The organism is Bacillus sp. 16GRE42, from assembly GCF_019837435.1.
GTDB classification, from domain to species: Bacteria; Bacillota; Bacilli; order Bacillales; family Bacillaceae_G; genus Bacillus_A; species Bacillus_A wiedmannii.
The window spans coordinates 1-24,304 of sequence record NZ_JADAXF010000005.1; the positions used below are offsets into that span (position 1 = coordinate 1).

Sequence of the window (24,304 nt, forward strand, 5' to 3'; positions counted from 1 at the left end):
ATTACCATGTGGTCCATCGTAGTAGTTAATGCCGTATCCTTCCCAGTATATTGATCTTGCCATCCCAATCCCCTCTGGTTGCGGAACACCGCCTGCATTAAAATCTACATATTGTTTTACAATTTCAGCGTAGAAAAAATTCCCGCCATTTTTATATCGATAACCGCCATTGTACGCCACTGCGATAGGATGACTATATCGAACCATTGTACCATTTGTATTACCAAGAGATGGTGCAACAACGGTTTTAGAATACAGGTCTGCCACAGATAATGAATGCTGTTTATTATTAGAAGCTAACCACCGAATGTACGCACGTCCAAAATTATACGATTGCACAATAGCACTTAAATCAGTAATACCGTTATTCTTTGCATCTGCAAAAGCTCCTTTTAGGTGCATTACTCCATAGTGAATGGATTCCTTCGGATTATTAATTGAATTCGCAGGTCTTCCTTGGGATTCACTTGATTGCATAATATCAGGTGTTTTTTCAGAATTCCCGTCACTTTCCACCATAATGATTCCAAGTACGTAAGGAATTAACTCAGTTACTCCTTGTGCAGAACATTCACTTTCTACCATTGGTTGCCAACGTAATACTTGTTGTGGTAGATTCTTTGTTGTAGCTGAAGCAGCTAACATACCCATTACTAAACATCTCCTTATTTCCCTATTATTTTTGGACCAAACACTACTATTTTACTAAGTACTTTTAACTTCTAAATACCTATTAACCTATTGAATTACTCCATAGTACTTAGCTTCTTTCACAACAAAAAGAGCAACCATAAAATAGTTGCTCTTTCGTCGAAATCTTATATTACTACTATAAATCACTTTTTCAATACTTTCTGTACACTGCATGTAGCCTACAAAAAGGTAACATTAAAACCCCTCTAAAAACTTGACAATCTTTCTTATTTCAGCATGTTTTCGTCGGATATAGCCTGTACTATAATGCAAGTCAAACGCTATTTGTTCTAAAGTCATTCCATCAACATACTTCATTTTAAGTATTTGATGATCTAATCCAGTAAACTTATTAATTAAAATCTTTAAATCGAACATTTCATTCATCTTATGTCCTAATTCATATTCAATAGCTTCAACACGACCTTCTACCTTAGCACCTTCTGATTCAGTAGTTAATCGTACATGTTGCAAGTCACCACTAGTCCATCGCTTTAACTCTGCTTTTGATTTGTCTAAGTTAAATTCTATATACGTAATTTCTTCTTCTAGTTTCTGATAATCTTTCATCCAGTCAAGCATCTAATAATCCCCCTACTTTTCTTTAATTAAATTCTGTTTCTTATTAATATCACCAAAGGTAAAATAACCTTTATTATCCTTTTAATCGAATTCACGAATATTAATTATGATTTATATTTTCTTAATAAAGCTTTTAATCTCTCACGCTCTTCTTCAATAGTTAACTCATTATTTTGTATAGGCTGCTCTTCTGGAACTTCTTCTTTTTCACGTAGCCATTCTGGTACCAGTTCTTTTCGTTTGGTATATCCTGACCTAGATTGCTTCTTATTCTTACAAAGATCAAACTGTGCATCTAACACAACTACATCATTAATTGTTTTTACTTTTTGACTTTCCCAATTTTTAAGAATTCCACGTACATACCTCCACTTTGGTATATTCTCATCAATTGATCTCTTTACTGCTTCCAAAATTAGTTCACTACCTAATGCTTCGCAAAATTCACCCAGCTCTGCAATAGCTATTTCACTTAACAATATTCCATTCTTCAGAAAAAATTTATAACTTATTTTGAAATCTTCATTTATCAATATTTGTGGGAGTGATTTTTCCTTATTATCATGATGATGATCCTTATTTTGTGTATCAGTGTTTAGTTTTTTAGTACTTTTTAAATCAGTATTTAGTAGCTTGCGATTTTCCACCAGTAGATTCCCATCAACAGGATTTTCAGCAGGTAGGTTTTCCACTGGTGGAAAATCAACCACTGGGATTTCGTAAATAATTGTCTCCCATCTTACAATTTTATTTTTTTCATCTCTAATCGGAAATCTTTTAATGTATCCATACTCTTTTAATTCCTTCATTCCAGCTCTTAAGCTATTAATACCATCTTTTGCATGTTGAGATAATTCCTCTCTATAAAACACCCAATCATCTGGAAGTGTAAGTATGTATGCTAATATCCCCTTCGCCTTCCAAGAAAGCCTTTTATCTTTTAACCCTGTATTATTGATGACGGAATAATTATGATCCTTTTTAACTCGAAGAATTCCCATAATATCTACCTCTCCATTATTATTAAGAACAATTATCTACTTTCAAAGTTCGGTACTCACTACTATTCACTTTCTCATTACGAAATTTATTTTCCACCCTTTTCACACCTACACGAGGTTAAAAAGAACTTAAAGTTCGATTTATTATTAAAAAAATATCGTCTACACTCATATCAAAAAACTGTGCAATCTTTTTAGCAATTCTCATTGAAGGGATTCTTTCTTTTTGATCAATCATTCGAATATATCGTTCCGTAACCCCACAATAACCAGCAAGTTCTTTATATAACTTCTTTTCCGGTTCATACATTTTGTTACCCATTAATCCACCTCCGTAAGAACAATCAGTTCTAAATATAGATTAAAGAACTAATTGTTCATTGTCAATGCAAAAAGGAACTTTTTGTGCTAAAATAAATCCAAAGAGAACAATTAGTTCAATTAGAGAGGTGAACAATGTGATAGGAGTTAGAATAAAATCCTTACGAAAAAAAGAAAATTTAACACAAAAACAATTGGCTGAAAAAATTGGAGTATCCCAAAGAATGATAGGCTACTACGAATCAGAAGAAAGATTCCCTCCACATGATGTTCTAACTAAATTAGCGGATTGTTTTTCAGTTTCAGCTGACTATTTACTAGGACGAGCTGTTACGGACGAAACTAAGAAGCAATTAACGCCAAAAGATGAGAAAGACATAGCAAAAAGAATGGAAGAAATAAAAAAAGACCTTCAAGGAGAAGATGGCTTAATGTTCTCTGGTGAACCTATGAGTCAAGAAGCTGTAGAATCACTATTAGATGCAATGGAGTATATTGTAAAACAAACGAAAGTAATCAATAAAAAATACGTGCCTAAGAAATATCGTAAACCAGACGATAACTGATGCGAGCTTAGGAGGGAATACATTGAAATTCGTCATTAGAGATCTAGTCCAACAACTTAGCAACAAATACAACACGACAAACCCCTATGAGCTTGCAGATTACTTAAAAATACATGTACTAACATGGGATTTACATGAAGAAATAAATGGTTTTTATAAATATGAAAAAAGAAATCGTTTCATTGTTATTAATACTAATTTATCTCCATCTATGCAGAGAACTGTTTGTGCTCATGAATTAGGACATGCGGTTCTACATACTCATGCAAATACACCTTTTCTGCGTAAGAATACATTCTTTTCCGTTGATAAATTAGAGATAGAAGCAAACACGTTTGCTGCGCTTTTGTTAATTGACAAAAAGACCATTCAACCTGGTGATACAAAAGCATGTATAGCATACAAAAATAATATACCAGTTGAACTGTTGGAATTTTACAAGCCTTGCTAAAGCAATTAAGACATTTTAATTATTGGTTCAAACGCTGACGAGAAAAAGAGAATGCTCCATCGTTAAAGCAAAAGAAATGAAATGGTATTTATTGTTAAAAGAATCTATACAGTTAAATCGAATATAAAAATGCACCCCAATTGTTAATTATGTTTCTAACAATTGGGGTGCATTTCAATAACAGTCGGTCTTTTTCGAAAAATCTTTAACCTCTAATATTGTCCATACTTCCCTGTTCGAAAATCGAGACATTACTTAAATATTATTTTGCTTGTACAGAAACGTGTAATATAGAGTAATCTGGATTTAGAGTAACTACAGACTCTCCAGGGCTTATTGAATGTAGAGGACTTATAGCTATTTCTACGCTATGATTATCTTTTTCAAAACGATTGATATAATCCTTATTATTTTTTACAAAACTATCAATTTCTTTTTTAAATTCTGGATTTGGATTTACTAATTTATCAATTTCTTTATCAAGTGTGAAATTCGGATTTATCATATGCATCCAGTTTTTCGCTAGCTCAACAGTTGATTTGTCAACGACAAACACGAAATAGAAATTATCTGCATCCTTCCCAACAAACGAAAATGAACCATGAGAATCAATCATTCTTGGCAAATTAGGAGTATATAGATCAATTTCTGATGCTACGTATCTATATCTTAAATTCGCATTATATTTCTTATTTACTTCAGTAACAAGATTTTGACCTTGCTTAGAAATAGATTGCTCTCTTACAGGTGAAATTTCAATTGAATATCTATCAAAGAAAAAATCATCTGTCACTAACGCATTGGGAATACCTATTGGCGTTACTCCTGGTTTTGTCTCTGGTTTTGTCTCTGGTTTGTTCACACTTTTAATTCCATTGTATAGAAACTGTGCATATTGCTCACGTGTTACAACTCTTTTTGGCTCGAATAAGTTACTTCCTGTACCAGCAGCAATTTTACTCTCCTGCACTGCACTAATTGCCTTCGTAGCCCAATAATTCTTGTCAACATCTTTAAAAGTGGTGACAGTTGTTCCTTTTAAATCAAATGCTTGTGTTAGAACAGCTGCTAATTGTTCACGAGTTAAGACCTCATTTGGTCCAAACTTTCCATTACCATATCCACTCATAATCCCTGCTTTTGTGATTGCTAAGATTTCTTTTTCGAACATAGAACCTTTTATATCCGTAAATGGGTTTTGAAATTTAGCATCTACATCTACTGGTTTCAAGTATACATAAAGCAATCTAGCAACTTGACCACGTGTAATACTATCGCCGAAACCAAAAATGCCATTTCCATAACCAGCTACGATATTTTTCTCTTTTAGATCCATAATTGCTTTATATGACCAATGATCAGTAGGAACATCTTTAAATGTTGTATCTGCCTGTACATTTGTTAAAGTTGTTAAAGTTGTTGCTGCAAGTACTGCACCTGTTAAAATCATTTTTTTCATTTTCATGCTATTTCCCCTTCTTATCCTAATTATTTTTGCGAACAAAAATATACTTTATTTTCCAATATAAATATAATAACATAAATACATTATATTTATATATAATTATTTATTGTTATTAATGATAAAAATACTAATCCCCCAGAACGCTATAGACTCACTAAAAAACTCTTCTTGCCTATAGTAGAGTTTTTACTACGATTTCACTGTTACATTTCACTTAACACTCTCTTGATAAGTCCATCATTCCATTTACTACCAAAAATAGAGAATATCCAATATTAGTAGTTCTTTTTATCAATTGGGCATAAATTTCACTTTCTGATAATATTCTTTTAAATTCTTTTTCACTTTGTTTAATAATTAATGCAGCTGCTCTTGAAACATGTGGGGTTGCCATTGAAGTACCACTCAATTTAGCATATCCGCCATCTCTATCAGTTGACCAAATCTCTTCACCTGGTGCCACTAAATCTAAATGATTATTAGAATTACTTTTACACGCAATTTTTTATTTATATCTACTGAACCAACCTCTACTATTTCTTGATAGGCCCCTGGATAGCTCAGTTCATTTGTTTCTTCTCTACAGTCCCCATCATTTCCAGCCGAGCATACAACAAGTATGTTATTTTACTGCTAACTTTATCGCTTCATGTAAGCAATAGGCATCTTTTTTTCCACTTAGGGACATAGAAATGATTCTAACCTTCTCTCCCTTAGAGCCTCTCCAGTTTATTGCATTAATGATTCCAGCTGTAATCCATTCATTTGATGATTTTCCCTTTCCATCAAACACTTTTAAAATTAGTAATTTAGCTAATGGGGCTACCCCAATAACTCCCGTATTGTTCTCAGAATCCGCAATTATTCCAGCTACATGTGTACCATGCCCGTGGTTGTCTAAAAAATTATTGGGATCACTTTCATAATCCGTTGTAAAGTTGTATCCCCCAATAATACGATCTTTTAAATCAATATGTTCAGTAGCGCAACCTTTATCTAAAACCGCAATAACTATGTCCTTTCCTTTCTCACTTTTCTCCCATACTGAAGGAGCATGTATCAGTTTTACTCCACTAGGTATTTCAGCTACACTTGAAGTCATTTCTAATACTTTGAAAGGAATTAAAGATATTGCATTTTGTCTATTCACAGATGAATTTCTATGACTCATTAACTTCACCCCATTAGATTTAAATAAAGACCATCGGATGCTATTGTTTGATTTGAATGTGATTAATATAAAATGCAGCATAAAACTTTATTTTTTACTTATCGAAAATATAACTTCATTTTCTCCTTATATACATCATGAAGAATATTAATTTTTTTCTTTAAAACCCATGAACAACAATCTATAGCCACTCATTTTATTCAAAGAAGTTTTTCAAAATCACGTTCTTTACATTATAAAAATCTAATATTCATTTTTTAGTCTAATACATTTTTTAAAATAAGATATTTATATTTCTCTAACCCTGAAACTTTTGAGGATTATCTAAGATTTAAACAATACTTACAAATGGTATTTACATCCAAAAATGTCGTTTGATTTCATATATATATTAAAAAATAATTAACTATGATAAATGTAAATTTACCAGTTAATGCTTGTATAAACGTATGAGTTCGTTCACAAGTTATATTTGAAATACTGCTTTCTAAGCAAAAATATAATTAAGGTGGTGAAATTATAAGAATGAGAGAACCTATTTTCCCTGGTGGTACTAATGATACTGAAAACGAATTACTTATTTCCGGCAGTTTTCATAATCAGTCTACACTTGTAAATTCTATACAATCACTAGTTAATCAAATAAGCGAAAATCAGTTCCAATCATATTTAACACATTTAGTTTCATATCCAACAAGGTTTTCTACTAGCTCTTTTTATGAAGAAGCCGCAACGTGGACTCGTGAGATATTAAATGAAATGGGATATACAACTAGTAGCGAAACAATATGTGTAAATAATGAAGATAGCCAAAATGTTATCGCAAATAAAATGGGTACAAATCGTGATGAAGAGAAACACTTAATTATTATTACTGCCCATCTCGATTCTGTTAACCATAGTGGAGGGCCTTCATCTAATGCCCCTGGAGCCGATGATAATGCCAGTGGTAGTGCAGGAGTTTTGGAAATCGCTCGTGTATTTAAAGACATTCCCGTACAACATGATCTGCGCTTTATCCTTTTTGGAGGAGAAGAACAAGGATTATTAGGTAGTAAACAATATGTTGAGAACCTAACTACTCCAGATAAAAATCGCATTCGAGCAGTTATTAATATGGACATGATAGGAAAATTAAACACTTCGACACCAGCAGTATTAATTGAAGGTTCACCTTTATCTGAAGAGCTCATTAATGGATTAAAAAATGCAGCATCTTTATATACAGATATCGATGTTAAAGTATCTCTTAATCCATTTGATAGTGATCATGTATCTTTTCTTAATAAGGGAATACCTGCTGTTTTAACAATAGAGGGCGAAGACTCTTTGAATCCTAATGACCATACCGCTAACGATACTCTTGAGCATATCCATTATCCACTTGCTCTCGATATTTTACGAATGAATATATCTTATATTGCTTCTCAAGTTACAAACTTAGAATGAAAGAGGGAATTTTCATGAACAACTTTACTCATGAAGGAAGTTTCCATAACTCAACAGACAATTCTAAAGACCCGCCCCCTACCAGACGTAATTGTGGAACTATGAGTATGCATGAAAAATTATTAAAGGAATCTGAAGAATACAGAAAAGAACAAGAAAAAATTGAAAAAATGACTGAAGAATTTATCAAGAATAAAAAACAATAAACATTTTTACAATAGTTTTCGAATCAAACATTATTTGAAATATTGAATGAAACTTACAGGATATCAGCTAAAAGGAGAAATTAAAATGCCAAATCAAACTAACTCATCAGAAAGAACAAATACACCTACTTTGCGTAGATGTGCAACTATTGAGCTTCATCAAAAATTACTAGAAGAGTCTGAGCAATATAAAAATGCACGTGCAGAAATTGAACGTGTCACAAACGAATTTCTGAATAGTGCGCGTATAGAATCAGAAAGACCAGTTGTCAAAATCCCTGTAGTAGTCCATGTTGTATGGAATACTGAGGAACAAAACATCTCAGATGAACAAGTCCATAGTCAAATTGATGTTTTAAATCGTGATTTTCGAGCAACGAACCCTGATATAGCAAATGTACCTTCTGCATTTAAAGATTCTGTAAGTGATGCTAGAGTAGAGTTCTTTCTTGCTACAAAAGATCCTGACGGAAATCAAATAAATGGTATCACTCGTACCCATACAAATGAACAATCATTTTTAGCGGATGATAATTCTGTCAAATCACAAAGTACAGGTGGAGTAGATGCATGGCCAGCTGACAAATATTTAAATCTGTGGGTATGTCCAAATATTTTAGATGAAGAAGGTAACAGTGTCTTAGGATATGCACAATTTCCTGGTGGTCCATCTGAAACAGATGGTGTTGTAATAGCATACAAATTTTTTGGTACTATAGGTACTGCGACAGAACCCTACCATTTAGGACGTACAGCCACACATGAAATTGGACATTGGTTCAACTTACGCCATATTTGGGGTGACGATGAACGTTTACCTGACGTTTGTAGTGGTTCAGATAGAGTTGATGATACGCCTAATCAAGGGGTGCCAAACTTCGGAAGTTCACATAAAGCTACACAACATAATCCCAAGATTACATTCCCTCACACTTCATGTAATGACGTGCCTCATGGTGATATGTATATGAACTATATGGATTATGTTGATGATGATACTATGGTAATGTTTACAAAAGGTCAAGTAGATCGTATAGATGCATGTCTTGCCGGACCACGTTCATCCTTTCTTACAAATTAATACGGTAACATATTTTTAAAACGATGTTGGTTAGGATTAAGTAATAAGTATATACATGCAATAAGCACCCTACAAATCATAATAAATTAAATCTCGTTAAAACAAAAAGAGATGTCCTAGTACCATATCTAGGGCATCCCTTCATTTTTACTCAGCTTAAAATTAACTTGTCTAAATTTCAAGATTCTATTCATCTCTAACAATTATTAGAGATATCTTCTACCTAAAACATCGTATTATTATTAGCTGCCTCATTTGGAATCTCTTGAATTACATCCCAGTGTTCGACAATCTTTCCATCCTTTATACGAAAAATATCCACTATAGCAACTCCCTTATCTTGAGAATTAGTACGAGAATGTACATGAAGGGCAACTGTATCTCCTTCATCTACTACACGTTTAATCTCTGCAGAGGAATTTGGATTTTTTACAAAGTCCTCCTTAAAGAAATCCATGAAGGCTTTTCGTCCATCAGCAACAAAAGGATTATGTTGCTTATAATCTTCACTTACATATTTAGGGATAATATCGATATTATGTTTGTTAAAAACTTCATTATAGAAATCAACTACCATCTTTTTATTTTTTTCTTTTTCTGTCACATTATCTTTCGATACTGTTGCAACATTCTCGCTCTTTGTTGAATGACCTTTGGTATTACCAGTTGAAGCTTGAAATATCAAAGTCGACACAATTCCTAAAATAAACACAGAAATAATTATTACTATTAAATTTTTCTCTAATTTCATATAAACCTACCTCTTCTAATTTTATCATTTTAGCCAACAATACTCCTTCCTCAAGGAACGCGAAGTGAGTAGGTGGGAGATAAATTGGCTTCGAACAAGAGATGGCAGGAAACCATCTTAATTGTTCGACATACATAAAGTGTTACTTCACTATTCACCGAATATATGTTTGGTATATAATAGTCATATACCGAAATGGAGGTGAATCAAATGATAATTAATAAAGCCTATAAGTTTCGTATCTATCCAAATCAAGCACAAGCAATTCTAATTAACAAAACGATAGGTTGTTCTCGCTTTGTATTCAATCATTTCCTATCCCTATGGGATCACGCATACAAAGAAACTGGAAAAGGTTTAACATATGGTACATGCTCTGCCAAACTTCCTGCCATGAAGAAAGAGTTTGTTTGGCTCAAAGAAGTGGATAGTATTGCGATTCAGTCGTCTGTTCGCAACCTTGCGGATGCTTATACACGATTTTTCAAAAAACAAAATAGTGCCCCGCGTTTTAAATCCAAGAAGAATAACGTACAATCTTATATCACAAAACAAACAAATGAAAACATTGCTGTTGTAGGAAACAGGATAAAGTTGCCGAAACTAGGTCTTGTTCGATTTGCCAAAAGTCGTGAAATAACGGGACGTATTGTAAATGCTACAGTTAGTCGAAACCCTTCTGGTAGATATTTTGTGTCACTATTAGTTGAAACAGAAGTACAAGAACTTCCGAAAACACATTCTTACATTGGGATAGATGTAGGACTCAAAGATTTCGCTATTTTGTCAGATGGGAAATCCTATGAAAATCCGAAGTTTTTCCAATCATTAGAAGATAAGTTGGCGAAAGCACAGCGTGTTCTTTCTAGAAGAATGAAAGGATCTTCTCGTTGGAATAAACAACGGGTAAAAGTAGCTAGAATTCATGAATACATATCAAATGCTAGAAAAGATTACTTAGACAAAATCTCAACTGAAATCATCAAAAGCCACGATGTTATCGGTATAGAGGATTTACAAGTATCGAATATGTTAAAAAATCGTAAGTTAGCAAAAGCAATTAGTGAAGTATCTTGGTCACAGTTTCGAACCATGTTGGAATATAAAGCAAAATGGTATGGCAAACAAGTCATTGTCGTATCGAAAACATTTGCTTCCAGCCAATTATGTTCTTGTTGTGGATATCAAAACAAAGACGTTAAAAATCTAAACCTACGTAAATGGGACTGTCCTTCTTGTCGTACACACCATGATAGGGATATTAACGCAAGTATCAATATAAAGAATGAAGCAATAAGGCTTCTAACCGCAAGGACTGCGGGGTTAGCCTAATCAATTAGAGTTCGATAGAACTCTTTACTTAGGAATCTCCCACTTCTAAACGAAGTGAAAGTGGGGGTAGTTCAATCATAGCATTAACCCCAAGGCATTTCTTTTGTTACAACTTTTGCACTTAATTCTAATACACCTTTATTAGCATAGCCTGGATATGCTGTTTCAAGTTTTGCTACAAAATCTTTTGAAGTTTTACTTTCCTCAGAAGCTTGAATTGCAGTTCTTAAATAAGCCATAGTTGCAGTAATCGCATGATTATCTAAGGATTTTTCAATTGATCCATGGCTCGGTACAATTACGTCAGCATTTAAAGCCTGCAACACTTTCAAGTTCTCAATCCATGCCTCCATTGCTGCTTTTGAACTAGTATCTGCTAAGAATAGATGGATTTCGTTAAATACATCTATTCCCCCAATTAATAATTTTAGTTCTCTGTTAAATAAGCTAGTTCTGTAATCGTCTAAGCCTACTAGTTCAAATGTTAGTCCCTGAAAATCAATGGATTTTTCCTTAAAGACTTGAGGTAATACCACATTACTTGGTGCATTTTCTCCAAGCGCATCTTTCCAAACTTTCAATTTCCCTAATACAGAATGAACAATATGTTCAACCGTAGACTCTGTAGCATACGCTATGGCATCTGGGTAAGCAGCTTTAATACTTTCTAACCCAAAATAGTAATCAGGATCCCCATGGATAATAAAGATTTTATCTAGAGATAAGTTATTGTTTTTCAAATAACCCACAATTTCTTTCGAATCAGATTGAGTAAATTTTGAGTTTATTAAAAATGCATGTCCTGCTTTCTCAACCAAAGTTGCAGTGACCATAAAACTGTTTTCGTCTGAACTAAACACCGTCAATTTTACATCTTTTTGATTTATATCGATTGTTTTAAACATAGAATATTATTCTCCTTTTGTTAAAGTTATTAACTAGTTAACATATTTTTATCTTGTTCCGATAGAAGCTCCCTCTTCAATTCACCTAAAAGTGTAATAGCACCAGCATATATTCGGGAGATGTATTTCGGTTGGCATCAACTAACATGTTTGCTACTATAGCCTACTTTTTCTTAATATAAATTTTTAAAACGTGCTTCAATTTTATCTGGCGTCATTACTCCACCACCAATAGGAATAATTTGATTATCCTTTTGTAAAAGTAAAGAAGGATAACTATTAACACCAAGCTGTCGAACCTTATTGAAATCATTTTGGACATCTACAATGGTTTCTTGCGCATTTAAACGCTCTAATACTTGTTCAGGGTCCAAACCATGCTCAATTGCAATCTTACGATATGTCTCAGGATCACTTAGGCTTTGTCCATCATAATAAAACGCTTTTTGCATAGCCGACGTGAATTCTAACAAACGGTCTGGCGCTAATGAACGTAAAGCTGAAAAGCCAATTGCAGCATCTTTCGAATTCATTTTAAAAGTCCCTTCTTCCACCAATTTTTGATAGGAAGGACCAAATTCTGCACCTGTAAGTTGATTAATTCTTTTATTTCCCTCTTCTATATATGAGAAATTTTTTATTGGTAGATCATCTAAAAATAATCCTCCACATAAAACTGTTAACGGCATTTCAGTGTGTTCTTTGTAAAATCCTTTAATACTTTCTGAAAAACCATAGCACCATCCACAATATGCGTCCCACACGTATATAAGGTTATCTTGTTTTTTCTCCATTTAAATCTCCTACCTTTATTTTTATTAGCTAGTCCAGCTATCACTTAAAAATTCCTAGCTAGCTTTTTGGTTTGTAAAATTGTATCTTTTTTAGAAACCTTATTATTTTCCCCAAAAACTAATCTTTCCAAAAAAAAAATCAACTAAATTTATTCATAAAAGATAACTCTGCACGTTATGGCTCTAAAGCAGAAAACACTACCGATTAGAATATGCATAGTTGTTAATATAGTAGTAACTTCCTGTACTGGACGACAACGTATAGACCGCTATCCTCAATTACATATATAAATCTTTTTTCTTAAAACAGGACTTTTTTGTAACTAAATAAGTTACATATCATGTAACCATATTAGTTACAACATAATCGAAAGTCAATTCTTTTTTACAAAAAATATTAAATTTCTACTTTAACGTTTCCACAATTATGGGATTAAAATAAATCTCCTTTACCCTAAATGTCTATTGTTTAAGATAATGAATTCTAAAAACATCTTCTTATTTCTCTTTAAATGGAACAAACTTGCTACTTAGATTGTCTATTAATTATACGTATAAAACAGGTGTTTATGATAAGAGTGATGCAAGAAGAGTGTTACCCTATACACTCTTTAATTGTATTGATATTTAGAACACCTAGACAAAAACCATTTAATTTTGAAAGAGGTTGAAAATTTATGATAGTCTTAAACAAGTTTTTTAACATGTTACCTTACAAAAAGATTGTACCTGTATTATTTCTTTCATGCGCAACGCTTATAGGCTGTTCCAATATTAATACTCAATCTGAACCACCTAAACAAGCCAAACAAGAAAATACAGTTAATCATTCTTTCGCTAAGCTTGAAAAAGAATTTGATGCTAAACTCGGTATTTATGCCTTGGACACTGATACAAATCAAACCGTTACTTATCAATCAGATGAACGGTTTGCATACGCATCTACCCACAAAGCTCTAGCTGTGGGAGTACTTTTAAAAAAGAAATCAATGGAAGATCTAAATCAAAGAATTCTGTATACTCGTGAAGATCTTGTTAATTACAATCCAATTACGGAAAAGTATGTTGATAAAGGTATGACTCTGAAAGAGCTTGCAGATGCTTCCCTTCGATATAGTGATAATACTGCACAAAATCTTATTCTTAAACAATTAGGTGGGCCAAGTGAATTCAAAAAATCACTGATAGAAATAGGAGATACTGTTACAAACCCTGAACGTTTTGAACCAGAATTAAACGAAGTGCATCCAGGAGAGACTCATGATACTAGTACCCCAAAGGCATTAGCTACTAGTCTTCAGGCTTTCGCGCTAGGAGATGTACTTTCAACTGAGAAACGGGATTTATTAAAAGATTGGATGAAAAGGAATACTACGGGAGACAACTTAATTCGTGCTGGAGTTCCAGGAGAATGGGAAGTAGCTGATAAGACTGGCTCAGGATCTTATGGAACCCGAAATGATATTGCAATTATTTGGCCACCAAATAAAAAGCCAATTGTTCTTGCAATACTTTCTAATCATGACAAAGAGGATGCTAAATACGATGATAAACTTATTGCAGAAGCAACCAAAATAGTGTTAGATGCTTTAAAAACTCCAAATAAACAATAATAGTAGTAAGTCATCAGAATTTTTCTATTTTCCGTCACAATACTGTGACGGTCTTTTTGTGTATTTTACAAGAAATCTACCATTATCACTATAAATTCACCTCCATTTCGAACATAACTTTTAGTTTTTCCTTTTATTGGTACCCAAGAGGATTCCATACTTAGAAATCTCCCACATAACGACCCTACAGCCTATAAGAAATAAAAGTAGTTTAATTCTCAAACATGGATTGTGGAACAACTTTTTTTCCTACTACTTTAAATTCAATTTCCCCTTTTTCTCCATACATTAGTTCTATAATTGGAATAGTTACCATTAATTTTTCCTTCTTTTTTCTTTCTGTCTCTAAATCAATTATTTTCATGTCACAAACCCCTTTATTTATTATAAACAAGGAGAAAGCACTCAAATGAGTGCTTTCTCCTTGTTTATAAATGGACCTTGTAGGACTCGAACCTACGACCGAACGGTTATGAGCCGTTTGCTCTAACCAGCTGAGCTAAAGGTCCAAAGCATAAAATTCACTTCATAAGACGTATTCACATATATCATTTTACCATATAATGTATGAATTCACTTTACATTTTATTTAATATGCATATTTACATCATGTTAAAAGTGTTTATATTCTGCACTCCTTATCCTTTGTAATTATTACTATCTTTTAATACCTTTACAGGGGTTTGGTTAACAGTAAAAAAATCGATATATCAATCATATTAAAAATAATATAATTACAACAATTAATTGTTTATATTTTCAAATACCCTTATACTATATTGTTTAATATCAGAAATAGTAACTAAATTATATGCCTGTTTCATTGTATTAAAACAATTATCTATCTCCTCTTTTTCTAAAATAGGTTTACACAAATTATTATCTTCTAATTCTAGATCAGCTACTGCCCATGGTAAGTCAAATAGAATCATTTTCTCTAAACTCTTCCCACTATAACACCCTAAAGTGTTAACTACACAATCTAATAGTTCCTTTTCTATTTGAGTTAACTGATTTGCACTATCATCATTAACTTCAAGATTGTCGTACTGATATCCTTTGTATTTATCCAAAATAACTCGATATACCGGGCCGTTACTTCCTACTTCACAATCATTTTCAAATAAATATGTTCCAGTAAACACCCTACAAAATCCTTGCGCGTAGTATAAAAGTTTTTGAAGGGCTAAAGGAGTAATATCATCATTTTTATATAGCAAATAATTAGTAACTGTCTCAATTTTTGTAGTCTGTGTAGAAGTAAATTCTTCATTTTCCTGCAGCTTTACAATTGCCTCTTTAGAAACCCTATATGCTTTTTGAGTAATTAAATCCTTATTTCTATCCAGAATATCTAGCATAAAAGTTTGATCCCTACTTAATCTTTTCAATATATCCGAGTACTGCTTTGTCGGAATATCCCCATTTACATACCTTGTTAAGGTAACTTCACCCCAACCTAAGAGTAAAGATAATGGACGTTTTCCAATCTTATATTTTTCTAAAATCCCTCTTATCTCAGAGATAGTAACTAACTGCTCCTGTTGCCTATATGTATGATCTAATTGTTCTAAATTATAATCATGAATGTCAGGAACAAATATTTCAGATTTACACTCTTCGCATTTTGCTTCTTTACCCACGTAATGATATTGCTTCCCTCTAATGACTGTCATTTTTGGAACATCTTTAGTAGAATACTTCACCATAACTCGACAACACTCACATAAAACTAACATAAAAATCCTCCCTCATTATAGAACCATAAGTCACTTATCTTTATCTAAAAAGATAAGTGACTGGTTTATTCCTTTTATGAAAAGAAACAACAATCATGTATTTGTTCTTGTCCTTATTTTCAATTAGATTCGTCTTAACATATATGTCTACCGACTTATTTTGTCCCCAATTATCTAGCTCATATTGTGGACTAAAGATATACAATTTTTCATAAGAAAAATTTGGATTTTTATTATCAACTGCATAACAAAAATCATGTACTCCTATATTAAGAAGAATCTCTTTCACTTTACTCACATTAATCTTATAAGCCTCTAAAAATTCAATATTCTCTTTCCTTTTTTCACTTCGAGAAATCGTAAATCAATTATTTTTAATTAATTTTTTAAGCTCAGTTATGTACTGCTCAATCTCACCAATTGTAAAATTAGTGTGCTTTTTTGTCTCCTTATTTTGTAAGCTAATGCGCATTAAAGTTCTTTCCCCTTTCAAATCATACCTCATATTTACCTGAACAACAACAAAAAACGTATCAATTGATACGTTTTTTGTTGATTAACAGTAGACTTCCATTCTCTCCTCTTATAATCAGAGCCTTTATGTCATCTACGAAACTTCTATATGATTGTTTTGCTGTAATTTAATTCGTAAATTAATTACGTATCTACTTTAGAATCACAGCTTCATTAAACTTCTGATGAATACAATCTTTATTTAACATAAAGCATGTTTCTCTTGTATCATCAAAAAATCTCTCATCGCCCCCTGTACCACTTCCTTTTGTTGAAACAACCAATTTAAGTTCCTTTCCTAAATCATGTGAAACTTTTGGAAGTATACGAATGTCCCCTGTTTCAATTGTCTCCTTTATCATGTTATAAGTTTTCTCAAACTCATCTACTTCTTCAGGAGTAAATGTAACCTTAAAAATTTTATCCAGAATCCTTTGGCCATTACCTAGCTTCTTACCATCTTTCTCTCCTAGATAATCTACATATATGAAAGTTACTTCTTCAAAGAATGTTTTCCAGGAAGACTCTTCCCAAGAAGTTTCAAAATCTGCAAGTTGCAAGGTTCTGAACGTTGCTTTTTCTATAGGACTGTTATCCTCTCGAATTGGTATATTTTTAATTAGAAAATTAGATTTACTGAATACCTCATGCTTCTCTGGTAATTCCTTATCTGTACCTATTATCCTATTAGATACCATTTTACTAATACTGTTAGGTATTTTTTTAGCTGGATCACGCTTCTCAAAAAGATTTAATATATCTAATTGATTCATCCCCTTATACGGTTTTAGTTGATTCCAAATGTATCCTTCAGGTGTGACAAATACATTAGATTTTTCACCTCTATCCGTTCTTTCTACATGACTTCTCAAAACACCACGAAAGAAAGAGTTTTTTAAGGAAAATGCTCTTGTAGGTGCAGAGATTTCCGAATTAGGCTGTTTGGCTTTTTGTCCTTTCTGTCCTTTTGTGGCTGCCCCTAAAATAACAGTATCACCCTAGGACAATTTATGAGCAAATCCTTCTAGCACTTTTTGCTTTATTGTATAAAAATCATTTCTGATTATTGCTTCATCTTGCGACATATCATAGAGTTGAAAATCTCGAATTATAAAATCTCCATACGGAACACCTTTCATATATTCGTACCAAATAATTAGCAACTTTTTGTTCTTAGAAACAACTTTGCTAAACTCATATTCTTCATGAATAATATTTTTATAGTTAATCAAGCTTAAAGAAATTCTTTCCTTTGCCGACCATGATCCATTTCGAAGTTTATTAAAACCAGACACCTTCAACTCAATTCCTAATTCTCCAAAGTCTGCCTCAGGACAATTATTTAATTCATACTCGTAAAATCCTGTCTCAACAACCTTACCCAATATTCCTTTATCGTTACTATTTCCTTGTAAAATTCCTTTTGTATCAATTTCTTTAAAACTCTTCCCAATAATTCCTTCCGTAAATGCTACTAGTTCTTCCTCTGTTTTAAATTTCATACTCATCCCCACCTATTTTTCATTATTATTTAGTTACTAAAACTGAACAATTAACTATTCATACATTAAATTTAAAAAACTACATACCCCTACAAAACAATTACTCGTAATTGTTCTCCTCCTATATAAACTTCCTTTTTTAATCTGTTATTGTATACAGAAATACTTTTTCATACTTGTTTCACCCAAAACAAAAAGGGCTTCCTCAAGTCGATTAATTGTGTATAGCAAAATAAGCTATTTACACTAATCGGCTCAAAGAAGCCCTTTCAAAATTAAAGTAAGAACAAAACTTACTTCTACAACTCAACCACTACACATCAGGTGTGGGAATAAACGGAATCAAATAAACTAACAATATACCTATATATTATAAAAGACACATGTTTATATCAAGATATTTTTTGAAAATATAACACTATAATTATTCCTTCTACAGTTCGTTATATTTTTTATTCGTTCCAAATGCTTTATCTACTGGATATTTCTCAGCATTTTTTATAAGTTTAGATTGTACTGCCTCTTCTGAATCTATATTTAACTGGTCACTTAGCAGAAGCAAGTAAATCATTACATCAGCTATTTCTTCTTTCATTTCCTGCATTTTAGTTTCCGTTGCTTCTTGACTGGACTTCCATTGAAAAGTCTCAAGCAATTCCGCAGCTTCTAAATTCAATGAAATGGCTAAATCCTTTGCATTATGAAATTGTCCCCAATTTCTCTCATCTCGAAATTTTATTACTTCCTTCTTTAAATCTTCCATTACTATTAATCTCCTCTCTATTTCTTACTATCTTTTCAAACTAGAACACACTATAGGTAGATTCCCTACTAATTAACCTTAACCCAGATATAATCATCCTCATATTTGACATTTAATTTTGAGCGGAGCCCTTTCATATATGTTTTTAATTGTTTTGTAAAATTCTCATCCCCGACTTGATCATATCTTTCTACATCTAAATACATCTTGAATATATTTCCTTTCGTTAACTCAAATTCCCATTTTAGAAAGTTATGTAGCATACTTTCCTTACTCAAGTATTCATTAACTTCCATATATTCTAGCAGCTCATATAAATTATAATACAATAAGCTACTCGGCCTAGGCATTTCACATTTCGGGCAATATTCTCTATATCTATCTTGCAGTTGCGTAATTATTTCTGTTCCACATTGATTATAATTATACATGTAGCAATCTCCTTTAATGGATAACTCAATTGGTCTCTCCTATATTTTTTACTCTCCTAAAATTACATATTATACTATCAGGTTTTTACATATTATTCCCATCCTACTTAAATTAAGCACTAAAAAACCTTCCATTAAGGAAGGTTTTTTAGTCTATATATCTATTTGACAGTAACCTAATAATTAATATTGTTTTAAGAAAGTTCCTCATAGCTTATTAATCAAAATGAAAGCTATCATCCTATTATTAATCTATAGATTCAAATTCAGAGAATAAGCAATTAAATAAAGTAACCTTATTACAAGAAATATATTCTGTTTCTATACCTTCTAATGTAGTATTTAATAACTCTTTAGAGATATAACTAAACCCTTTTTTATCCATGAAAATTTTAGCCTCTTCTAGAAGTTTAACGTATTGTCCACTATCACTTATATTATTGAAATTCCATTCGTCTGTTTCTTTAATATAGCTAGTTTCCTCTAACATACAGTAATAATAATTTCCCAGTAAACTAATAAATATCCTTAAATCCACTCTTTTTCCGCCTAATAATTTAATTAACTCAATATCATCATCTAAAATTTTCTGATTACTGTGAGCTAAAACCTTATACTCTAAACACTGGCTATTAGGTAAATCCGTCCAATTAACAACTGCATTATTAGAGTATAATTTTTGAAACTCGGTATACCAAATTTTATCTATATTATCTTCTTGACTATTTTGCTTTAAAGAAAGTAACCTCTCATTTGGCTTCAAAATTTTTACTGATGATTTATCCGTAGGTCTTTCATAAGAAAAAAATGAATCTACTGTATTTAAAATATCACTTTTAGTAATTATACTCATTTTCTATTATCACCCTTGTTAAACCTCTTATCTGTTAGTAATTTTTTTGCCTTTTTCGCATCTTTATTTCCTTTTTTAGCTAAATCTTCAATCTCCTTCACAGTTTTATTTTTCATCGATCCTGGAAATTCCTTATTAATAGCACCTTTTTTATATTTACCAATGACATCTTGTGCTTTCATTCCAGAAATACCAACAGCAGATCCAATTGTAACTAATTTACCTGCTTTCCATACCTTATGAACTACTTGTGCGCCTCTAGCACCCCAAATAATCACAGGAATGGCTAATGGGAATGCAAATCGTTCTACTTGATTAAATTCTGCCACTTCAATTTTACTATCTTCTACTGTTTCTACACTAATAACCGGTACATTATCTAATTCATGAGTCGCTGCTTGCGTACTCATAGTAAATGATGTAGTTAATAGAGAAAATGCTGAAATACCTAATAATGATTTTGCTAATAACCTTTTCATAACAACCTCCAAATATTCCTGTATTTACCTTACATGTAAATTTTACGATTTATTAGGAAGTGACTTCAAGTCTGTTTATTACTAAAATAATTTGTTATAATTCTTATAAGAAAACTCAGTTAATACAGTAGGTTTATTATTTATAAAGAAAATAGTAAACCTACTCCACATCTTCCTATGAATTAGCTAAATTCCATCAATATAGGTAACCAAAAAAATATTTAATAACATAAACATAATTATAAGCTCTATTGAAAACAAATTAGTAGATCTTATTTCATTACACTCCTTTGAAAGGTACAGAAATTCTATGAACAATATTTTCTTATTTACACAGTAATCCTCACAAAATAAAATTATTATATATATAAAGTTCCCTGCTTAATAACAGGTAACTTTTTTGCTTTTTATTAACCTACAAGCCCAAAATTCCAACAATCTGACGAGCCTTAGCATTATCTATATAATAATGCATCTCTAATCCCTTTCTTTCTGCACGAAGTACAGTTCCCCTTAATTTTGATAGATGCTGTGAAACAGTAGATTGTGGGAGTCTTAGTATTTCCGTTAACTGCGTAACATTACACATTTTATGGTGCATTAATTCATTTACAATTTGTAATCGCACCGGATGTGCCATTACTTTTAAAACATCTACGTCTTCTTCGCGGATTTCAGCTAAATCTCTATCAGATACTACTGTTTTCATTTCGCATTCTCCTTTATTATTAATTTCTACTTTTCTTATTATCCTTATAAATAGTACTTATAGATAATAACCATTTGTCCTGTTGAGAAAATATATTCTCTTCTTAAAACAAAAGGGCTCCTATCCTGAAAACAGTTTTTTACATAACTTCGAACTATGATTAACACGCTTTGCTAAGCAAAATTACTTCTCCTATCCTTTGTTTAAAGCAAATAAAACATTCTGCTTTTACCTTCCATTCTTGCAAAATCTATAAGCTGCATCACTCCATCTCACACTCTACAAAATAGTAATTTTATTTCTCAATATAAATAATTGGAACTAGAATCCCAATAATGGTAATATAAAGTTACCTTCAGTTGTCAATTGTTTCCCTTTTTGAAAGGCCCTGTCTCTAATGACAAGGCCTTTTAAATTTTTTAGTTAATCTCAATAATATGTATTCCTCTTTTAATGTATTAAATCTCTTTTACACTCATCCATTTAGAGTTGCTAAATTAACAAATGTCTATTAAAAATTTATTAGAACCTCATACTACCATCATTATCCAGAACCAAAATAATTCGAACGATTAAAATACGTTTTATCACTTTTACTTATCCCAATTATCTTATCACCTAATTTTAAATGTATAATCTCAAAATAATTATTAGAAACCCCTCTTATAAGAGGGGTTATTTTTCTATCAAATTTGGCTCACGAATGCTAATTTATCCCCATTTAAATCTCTTTTATAGTAAAAATTGATCTTATGCACAATCTAATTAATAAACTGTGGTATGACGGGTATAGAAATAAAGTTTATTTTTAAATAAAAAGAAGAGTTAATTTTTGATTAACTCTTCTTTTTTGCAATTTCTCGCTCGTTATTAGCAATTAATTTACGAAATTGCTCTTCTCTATTTTCTTTTATAAACTTCATCATTTCTATTAGCCCTACTCAAATTAGCTCCTAGACGTTACATTTTTCATACAGTACTAATTCACAACAGTGTTATATGAATCAACTCTACGTTTTTTCATAATTTATTAAAAATCTACGCTACATAGTGAATATTTGTTTCAATCCAATTACTTGCCTCTTCAATCAAAATAATAACTTCTTTTATCAGTGTAAGCCCTTGGAAAATCTTAATTATTCACCAATATAAATGTACCAGCTCTTATAATTAGCCATTTGTCCCATTTTTATTTTATGTCTGCCTTTATCAAATGCATATTCCACATTTACATTTTTGACCAATCTATCAATCTCTTTATCTAGATTTAAATCAGGGTATATCATAGTAACCCATCTTTTCGTCAACTCAATAGATGGGTTATGATTTTCGAAGCTAATAGTAAAATTATTACCGCCCTTTTCATTAATACTCAATGGTCCATACCAATCTTTATTTTCTTTTGCCATTTTAGATGAAGCTAAATATATTACAGCACTTGTTTCCCAATACTTTATATCTAGATTATACTTCTCATTTATCTCTTTAATGAGATTCTGCGCCTCTTTAGATATAGATTTACTATACACAGGAACAATATCCACTAACGATTTATCAAAAGTGAAATCATCTGTCACCATGGATTTCGGTATCCCCAAAGGCATTACTTCAGGTTGTCCTGGCTTCTCTAACTTACGCATTGCATTATATAGAAACTGTGCATATTGCTCACGAGTTACTACTTTTTTAGGCTCAAATAAATTGTCACCTGTGCCCACAGCAATTTTGTTCTCTTGTAGGGCACTAATCGCCTCAGTAGCCCAATAATTTTTTTCCACATCATTAAAAGTAGTTATAGATTGTTGCTTTAAATTAAATGTTTTTTGTAAAATTGCCGCTAATTGTTCACGAGTTAATACATCATTTGGTCCAAATTCATTATCCCCATATCCATTCATAAGACCCGAACTGACAACAGCATAAATTTCTTTTTCAAACATAGTACCTTTTACATCTTTAAATTGATCTTCAAACCTATCACCTACAAGTAATGGCTGTAGATACACATATAGCAGACGAGCTGCTTGTCCTCGCGTAATATTATCGCCTAATCCAAACATTCCATTTCCATAGCCAGCTATCATTTTTTTATCTTTTAGATGCATAATTGCATCATAAGACCAGTGATTTGCAGGAACATCTTTAAACGTTGTGTCTGCTTGTACATTCGTTAACGATGTTAATGTCGTCGTAGCAAGTGTAGCTCCTATTAAAAGCATTTTTGTTAGTTTCATACTGTAATCCCCTTATTTCTATAATTTATTATTACAAATAATTTCATTTGTCTTATATAATTCATTTCCTAGCATATTAATATTAACATAAAATACATTAATTGTTATATATCAATATTTAATTAAATATTTCCCTTATACATTAATAATCTCTGTTCTACTTTCGGAATTCCCCTGAACATGTATGTAAAAGATATGTTGATAGTAAATAAAAAATTTGATAATAATCAATCATCTGTAATCCCCCTCCATACAAAAAATAAGAAGCCTCTTTTTGAGAGACTTCTTATTTTTAATACAAACGACATACATAGGCTAAATATACACAATAAGATTATGATGCTGAACCTTATTGCATCTTTATTATAGCATGTAATCCTTTGTTTTTAATTAATAATTCCATTTTATACAACTTTATCAATATTTGAGTGTTTGTTTACATGCAATGCACAATAAAAAACAACAAAATATTCACTTATAGAACCAACGTATGTAAAAATCAGCTACCATACCATTCATAGTTTTGAAAAGTTGTTCTCTCCTTCTTTAAAAATACTTTAAACTTCGGATAGATTACCTTATATCGACATCTTATGTATGCAGAATTACATATCAAATCTCATTGAAAATCATTCTCATTGTAACTATAATGGTTTCAAGAAGTGATATTTTCACTTCGTTTTCAAATCTCACAATATAT

Annotated in this window: 24 protein-coding genes, 1 tRNA gene and 3 pseudogenes; 7 read left to right on the forward strand and 21 right to left on the reverse strand. The window is 31.8% G+C overall.

All coding sequences use genetic code 11. From position 1 onward, the window contains the following. The 4 genes and pseudogenes from ILS93_RS23255 to ILS93_RS23270 form a co-directional block, all read right to left on the reverse strand. A partial coding sequence (locus ILS93_RS23255) for a lysozyme family protein (protein WP_222661371.1) occupies positions 1-651 on the reverse strand: 651 nt, incomplete at its 3' end. Between the two features lie 237 nt (positions 652-888). Continuing rightward, positions 889-1,275, reverse strand: a complete 387-nt coding sequence (locus tag ILS93_RS23260; RefSeq protein ID WP_097864234.1) for a hypothetical protein — start codon at positions 1,273-1,275, stop codon at positions 889-891. 104 nt (positions 1,276-1,379) lie between these two features. Then, positions 1,380-2,276 (reverse strand): DnaD domain-containing protein, encoded by an 897-nt coding sequence (locus ILS93_RS23265; RefSeq protein WP_222661373.1) that lies wholly within the window; start codon positions 2,274-2,276, stop codon positions 1,380-1,382. 86 nt (positions 2,277-2,362) lie between these two features. Next, a pseudogene (locus tag ILS93_RS23270) lies at positions 2,363-2,598 on the reverse strand (helix-turn-helix transcriptional regulator). A 136-nt stretch (positions 2,599-2,734) separates the two neighbouring features. Here ILS93_RS23270 and ILS93_RS23275 point away from each other — a divergent pair. Then, the gene (locus ILS93_RS23275; RefSeq protein WP_048543952.1) at positions 2,735-3,163 is read left to right on the forward strand and encodes a helix-turn-helix domain-containing protein; all 429 of its coding nucleotides are present in this window, start codon (positions 2,735-2,737) and stop codon (positions 3,161-3,163) included. Positions 3,164-3,185: 22 nt separating this feature from the next. Continuing rightward, a complete protein-coding gene (locus ILS93_RS23280; RefSeq protein WP_222661375.1) occupies positions 3,186-3,614 on the forward strand; it encodes an ImmA/IrrE family metallo-endopeptidase in 429 nt (142 codons plus the stop codon). Positions 3,615-3,876: 262 nt separating this feature from the next. Here ILS93_RS23280 and ILS93_RS23285 read toward each other — a convergent pair whose 3' ends face one another. Together ILS93_RS23285 and ILS93_RS23290 are read right to left on the reverse strand one after the other, a co-directional pair. After that, entirely contained in the window at positions 3,877-5,079 is a 1,203-nt protein-coding gene (locus ILS93_RS23285) for an S-layer homology domain-containing protein (RefSeq protein WP_222661378.1), read from the reverse strand. A gap of 214 nt (positions 5,080-5,293) precedes the next feature. Continuing rightward, positions 5,294-6,250 (reverse strand): annotated as a pseudogene (locus ILS93_RS23290) (S8 family peptidase). Between the two features lie 525 nt (positions 6,251-6,775). Here ILS93_RS23290 and ILS93_RS23295 point away from each other — a divergent pair. The 3 genes from ILS93_RS23295 (at position 6,776) to ILS93_RS23305 (ending at position 8,986) form a co-directional block, all read left to right on the forward strand. Beyond that, positions 6,776-7,699, forward strand: coding sequence for a M28 family metallopeptidase (locus tag ILS93_RS23295; RefSeq protein WP_222661380.1), 924 nt, complete (start codon positions 6,776-6,778; stop codon positions 7,697-7,699). Positions 7,700-7,713: 14 nt separating this feature from the next. Next, entirely contained in the window at positions 7,714-7,905 is a 192-nt protein-coding gene (locus ILS93_RS23300) for a hypothetical protein (protein ID WP_064475110.1), read from the forward strand. Positions 7,906-7,990: 85 nt separating this feature from the next. Next, positions 7,991-8,986: a zinc metalloprotease gene (locus ILS93_RS23305; protein ID WP_064475109.1), complete on the forward strand. Its 996-nt coding sequence runs from the start codon at positions 7,991-7,993 to the stop codon at positions 8,984-8,986. Positions 8,987-9,209: 223 nt separating this feature from the next. On the opposite strand, the gene ILS93_RS23310 is transcribed toward ILS93_RS23305, so the two are convergent. Next, complete coding sequence (locus ILS93_RS23310) at positions 9,210-9,737, reverse strand: nuclear transport factor 2 family protein (RefSeq protein ID WP_222661382.1); 528 nt, start codon at positions 9,735-9,737, stop codon at positions 9,210-9,212. A gap of 210 nt (positions 9,738-9,947) precedes the next feature. Here ILS93_RS23310 and tnpB point away from each other — a divergent pair, with 210 nt between their 5' ends. Further along, the gene (tnpB, locus tag ILS93_RS23315) at positions 9,948-11,069 is read left to right on the forward strand and encodes an IS200/IS605 family element RNA-guided endonuclease TnpB (protein WP_222661384.1); all 1,122 of its coding nucleotides are present in this window, start codon (positions 9,948-9,950) and stop codon (positions 11,067-11,069) included. 83 nt (positions 11,070-11,152) lie between these two features. Here the strand turns inward: tnpB and ILS93_RS23320 are convergent, their stop codons facing one another. Then, the gene (locus ILS93_RS23320) at positions 11,153-11,974 is read right to left on the reverse strand and encodes an MBL fold metallo-hydrolase (RefSeq protein ID WP_064474271.1); all 822 of its coding nucleotides are present in this window, start codon (positions 11,972-11,974) and stop codon (positions 11,153-11,155) included. A gap of 173 nt (positions 11,975-12,147) precedes the next feature. Next, on the reverse strand, positions 12,148-12,768 hold the full coding sequence (locus tag ILS93_RS23325; RefSeq protein WP_064474270.1) for a DsbA family protein: 621 nt from the start codon (positions 12,766-12,768) through the stop codon (positions 12,148-12,150). Between the two features lie 677 nt (positions 12,769-13,445). Here ILS93_RS23325 and bla point away from each other — a divergent pair. Then, on the forward strand, positions 13,446-14,381 hold the full coding sequence (gene bla, locus ILS93_RS23330; protein WP_222661386.1) for a class A beta-lactamase: 936 nt from the start codon (positions 13,446-13,448) through the stop codon (positions 14,379-14,381). A gap of 211 nt (positions 14,382-14,592) precedes the next feature. Here the strand turns inward: bla and ILS93_RS23335 are convergent, their stop codons facing one another. The 12 genes and pseudogenes from ILS93_RS23335 to ILS93_RS23385 all read right to left on the reverse strand — a co-directional run bounded on the left by ILS93_RS23335 (position 14,593) and on the right by ILS93_RS23385 (position 23,604). Beyond that, positions 14,593-14,745, reverse strand: a complete 153-nt coding sequence (locus tag ILS93_RS23335; RefSeq protein ID WP_154401050.1) for a hypothetical protein — start codon at positions 14,743-14,745, stop codon at positions 14,593-14,595. A 71-nt stretch (positions 14,746-14,816) separates the two neighbouring features. Then, positions 14,817-14,890, reverse strand: a tRNA-Ile gene (locus tag ILS93_RS23340). A 234-nt stretch (positions 14,891-15,124) separates the two neighbouring features. Further along, complete coding sequence (locus ILS93_RS23345) at positions 15,125-16,120, reverse strand: type II toxin-antitoxin system antitoxin SocA domain-containing protein (RefSeq protein WP_222661388.1); 996 nt, start codon at positions 16,118-16,120, stop codon at positions 15,125-15,127. Positions 16,121-16,160: 40 nt separating this feature from the next. After that, positions 16,161-16,592 (reverse strand): annotated as a pseudogene (locus ILS93_RS28985) (hypothetical protein). Positions 16,593-16,785: 193 nt separating this feature from the next. Then, complete coding sequence (locus ILS93_RS28770) at positions 16,786-17,406, reverse strand: PDDEXK family nuclease (protein ID WP_258126929.1); 621 nt, start codon at positions 17,404-17,406, stop codon at positions 16,786-16,788. 225 nt (positions 17,407-17,631) lie between these two features. Next, positions 17,632-18,135: a MutH/Sau3AI family endonuclease gene (locus ILS93_RS28775; RefSeq protein ID WP_258126928.1), complete on the reverse strand. Its 504-nt coding sequence runs from the start codon at positions 18,133-18,135 to the stop codon at positions 17,632-17,634. A gap of 433 nt (positions 18,136-18,568) precedes the next feature. Beyond that, positions 18,569-18,898, reverse strand: coding sequence for a nucleotide pyrophosphohydrolase (locus tag ILS93_RS23360; RefSeq protein WP_222661391.1), 330 nt, complete (start codon positions 18,896-18,898; stop codon positions 18,569-18,571). Positions 18,899-18,966: 68 nt separating this feature from the next. Next, positions 18,967-19,329: a hypothetical protein gene (locus ILS93_RS23365; protein WP_222661393.1), complete on the reverse strand. Its 363-nt coding sequence runs from the start codon at positions 19,327-19,329 to the stop codon at positions 18,967-18,969. 247 nt (positions 19,330-19,576) lie between these two features. Then, positions 19,577-20,182 carry a hypothetical protein gene (locus tag ILS93_RS28780; protein WP_255299861.1) on the reverse strand — a complete coding sequence of 202 codons (606 nt, stop codon included), beginning with the start codon at positions 20,180-20,182 and terminating at the stop codon, positions 19,577-19,579. Further along, positions 20,179-20,661, reverse strand: coding sequence for a hypothetical protein (locus ILS93_RS23375; protein ID WP_222661395.1), 483 nt, complete (start codon positions 20,659-20,661; stop codon positions 20,179-20,181). Before ILS93_RS23375 ends, ILS93_RS28780 begins: the two co-directional genes overlap by 4 nt. Positions 20,662-21,076: 415 nt before the next feature. Further along, positions 21,077-21,370: an ArsR/SmtB family transcription factor gene (locus ILS93_RS23380; RefSeq protein WP_064474267.1), complete on the reverse strand. Its 294-nt coding sequence runs from the start codon at positions 21,368-21,370 to the stop codon at positions 21,077-21,079. 1,136 nt (positions 21,371-22,506) lie between these two features. Beyond that, positions 22,507-23,604, reverse strand: coding sequence for an S-layer homology domain-containing protein (locus ILS93_RS23385; protein ID WP_064474266.1), 1,098 nt, complete (start codon positions 23,602-23,604; stop codon positions 22,507-22,509). Between the last annotated feature and the right edge of the window lie 700 nt (positions 23,605-24,304).

Coding starts and splice junctions, on each gene's coding strand:
- ILS93_RS23260 (WP_097864234.1), bottom strand. CDS start 1,275: ATGCTTGACTGGATGAAAGATTATCAGAAACTAGAAGAAGAAATTACG.
- ILS93_RS23265 (WP_222661373.1), bottom strand. CDS start 2,276: ATGGGAATTCTTCGAGTTAAAAAGGATCATAATTATTCCGTCATCAAT.
- ILS93_RS23285 (WP_222661378.1), bottom strand. CDS start 5,079: ATGAAAATGAAAAAAATGATTTTAACAGGTGCAGTACTTGCAGCAACA.
- ILS93_RS23295 (WP_222661380.1), top strand. CDS start 6,776: ATGAGAGAACCTATTTTCCCTGGTGGTACTAATGATACTGAAAACGAA.
- ILS93_RS23300 (WP_064475110.1), top strand. CDS start 7,714: ATGAACAACTTTACTCATGAAGGAAGTTTCCATAACTCAACAGACAAT.
- ILS93_RS23305 (WP_064475109.1), top strand. CDS start 7,991: ATGCCAAATCAAACTAACTCATCAGAAAGAACAAATACACCTACTTTG.
- ILS93_RS23310 (WP_222661382.1), bottom strand. CDS start 9,737: ATGAAATTAGAGAAAAATTTAATAGTAATAATTATTTCTGTGTTTATT.
- tnpB (WP_222661384.1), top strand. CDS start 9,948: ATGATAATTAATAAAGCCTATAAGTTTCGTATCTATCCAAATCAAGCA.
- ILS93_RS23320 (WP_064474271.1), bottom strand. CDS start 11,974: ATGTTTAAAACAATCGATATAAATCAAAAAGATGTAAAATTGACGGTG.
- ILS93_RS23325 (WP_064474270.1), bottom strand. CDS start 12,768: ATGGAGAAAAAACAAGATAACCTTATATACGTGTGGGACGCATATTGT.
- bla (WP_222661386.1), top strand. CDS start 13,446: ATGATAGTCTTAAACAAGTTTTTTAACATGTTACCTTACAAAAAGATT.
- ILS93_RS23335 (WP_154401050.1), bottom strand. CDS start 14,745: ATGAAAATAATTGATTTAGAGACAGAAAGAAAAAAGAAGGAAAAATTA.
- ILS93_RS23345 (WP_222661388.1), bottom strand. CDS start 16,120: ATGTTAGTTTTATGTGAGTGTTGTCGAGTTATGGTGAAGTATTCTACT.
- ILS93_RS28770 (WP_258126929.1), bottom strand. CDS start 17,406: ATGAATCAATTAGATATATTAAATCTTTTTGAGAAGCGTGATCCAGCT.
- ILS93_RS28775 (WP_258126928.1), bottom strand. CDS start 18,135: ATGAAATTTAAAACAGAGGAAGAACTAGTAGCATTTACGGAAGGAATT.
- ILS93_RS23360 (WP_222661391.1), bottom strand. CDS start 18,898: ATGGAAGATTTAAAGAAGGAAGTAATAAAATTTCGAGATGAGAGAAAT.
- ILS93_RS23365 (WP_222661393.1), bottom strand. CDS start 19,329: ATGTATAATTATAATCAATGTGGAACAGAAATAATTACGCAACTGCAA.
- ILS93_RS28780 (WP_255299861.1), bottom strand. CDS start 20,182: ATGAGTATAATTACTAAAAGTGATATTTTAAATACAGTAGATTCATTT.
- ILS93_RS23375 (WP_222661395.1), bottom strand. CDS start 20,661: ATGAAAAGGTTATTAGCAAAATCATTATTAGGTATTTCAGCATTTTCT.
- ILS93_RS23380 (WP_064474267.1), bottom strand. CDS start 21,370: ATGAAAACAGTAGTATCTGATAGAGATTTAGCTGAAATCCGCGAAGAA.
- ILS93_RS23385 (WP_064474266.1), bottom strand. CDS start 23,604: ATGAAACTAACAAAAATGCTTTTAATAGGAGCTACACTTGCTACGACG.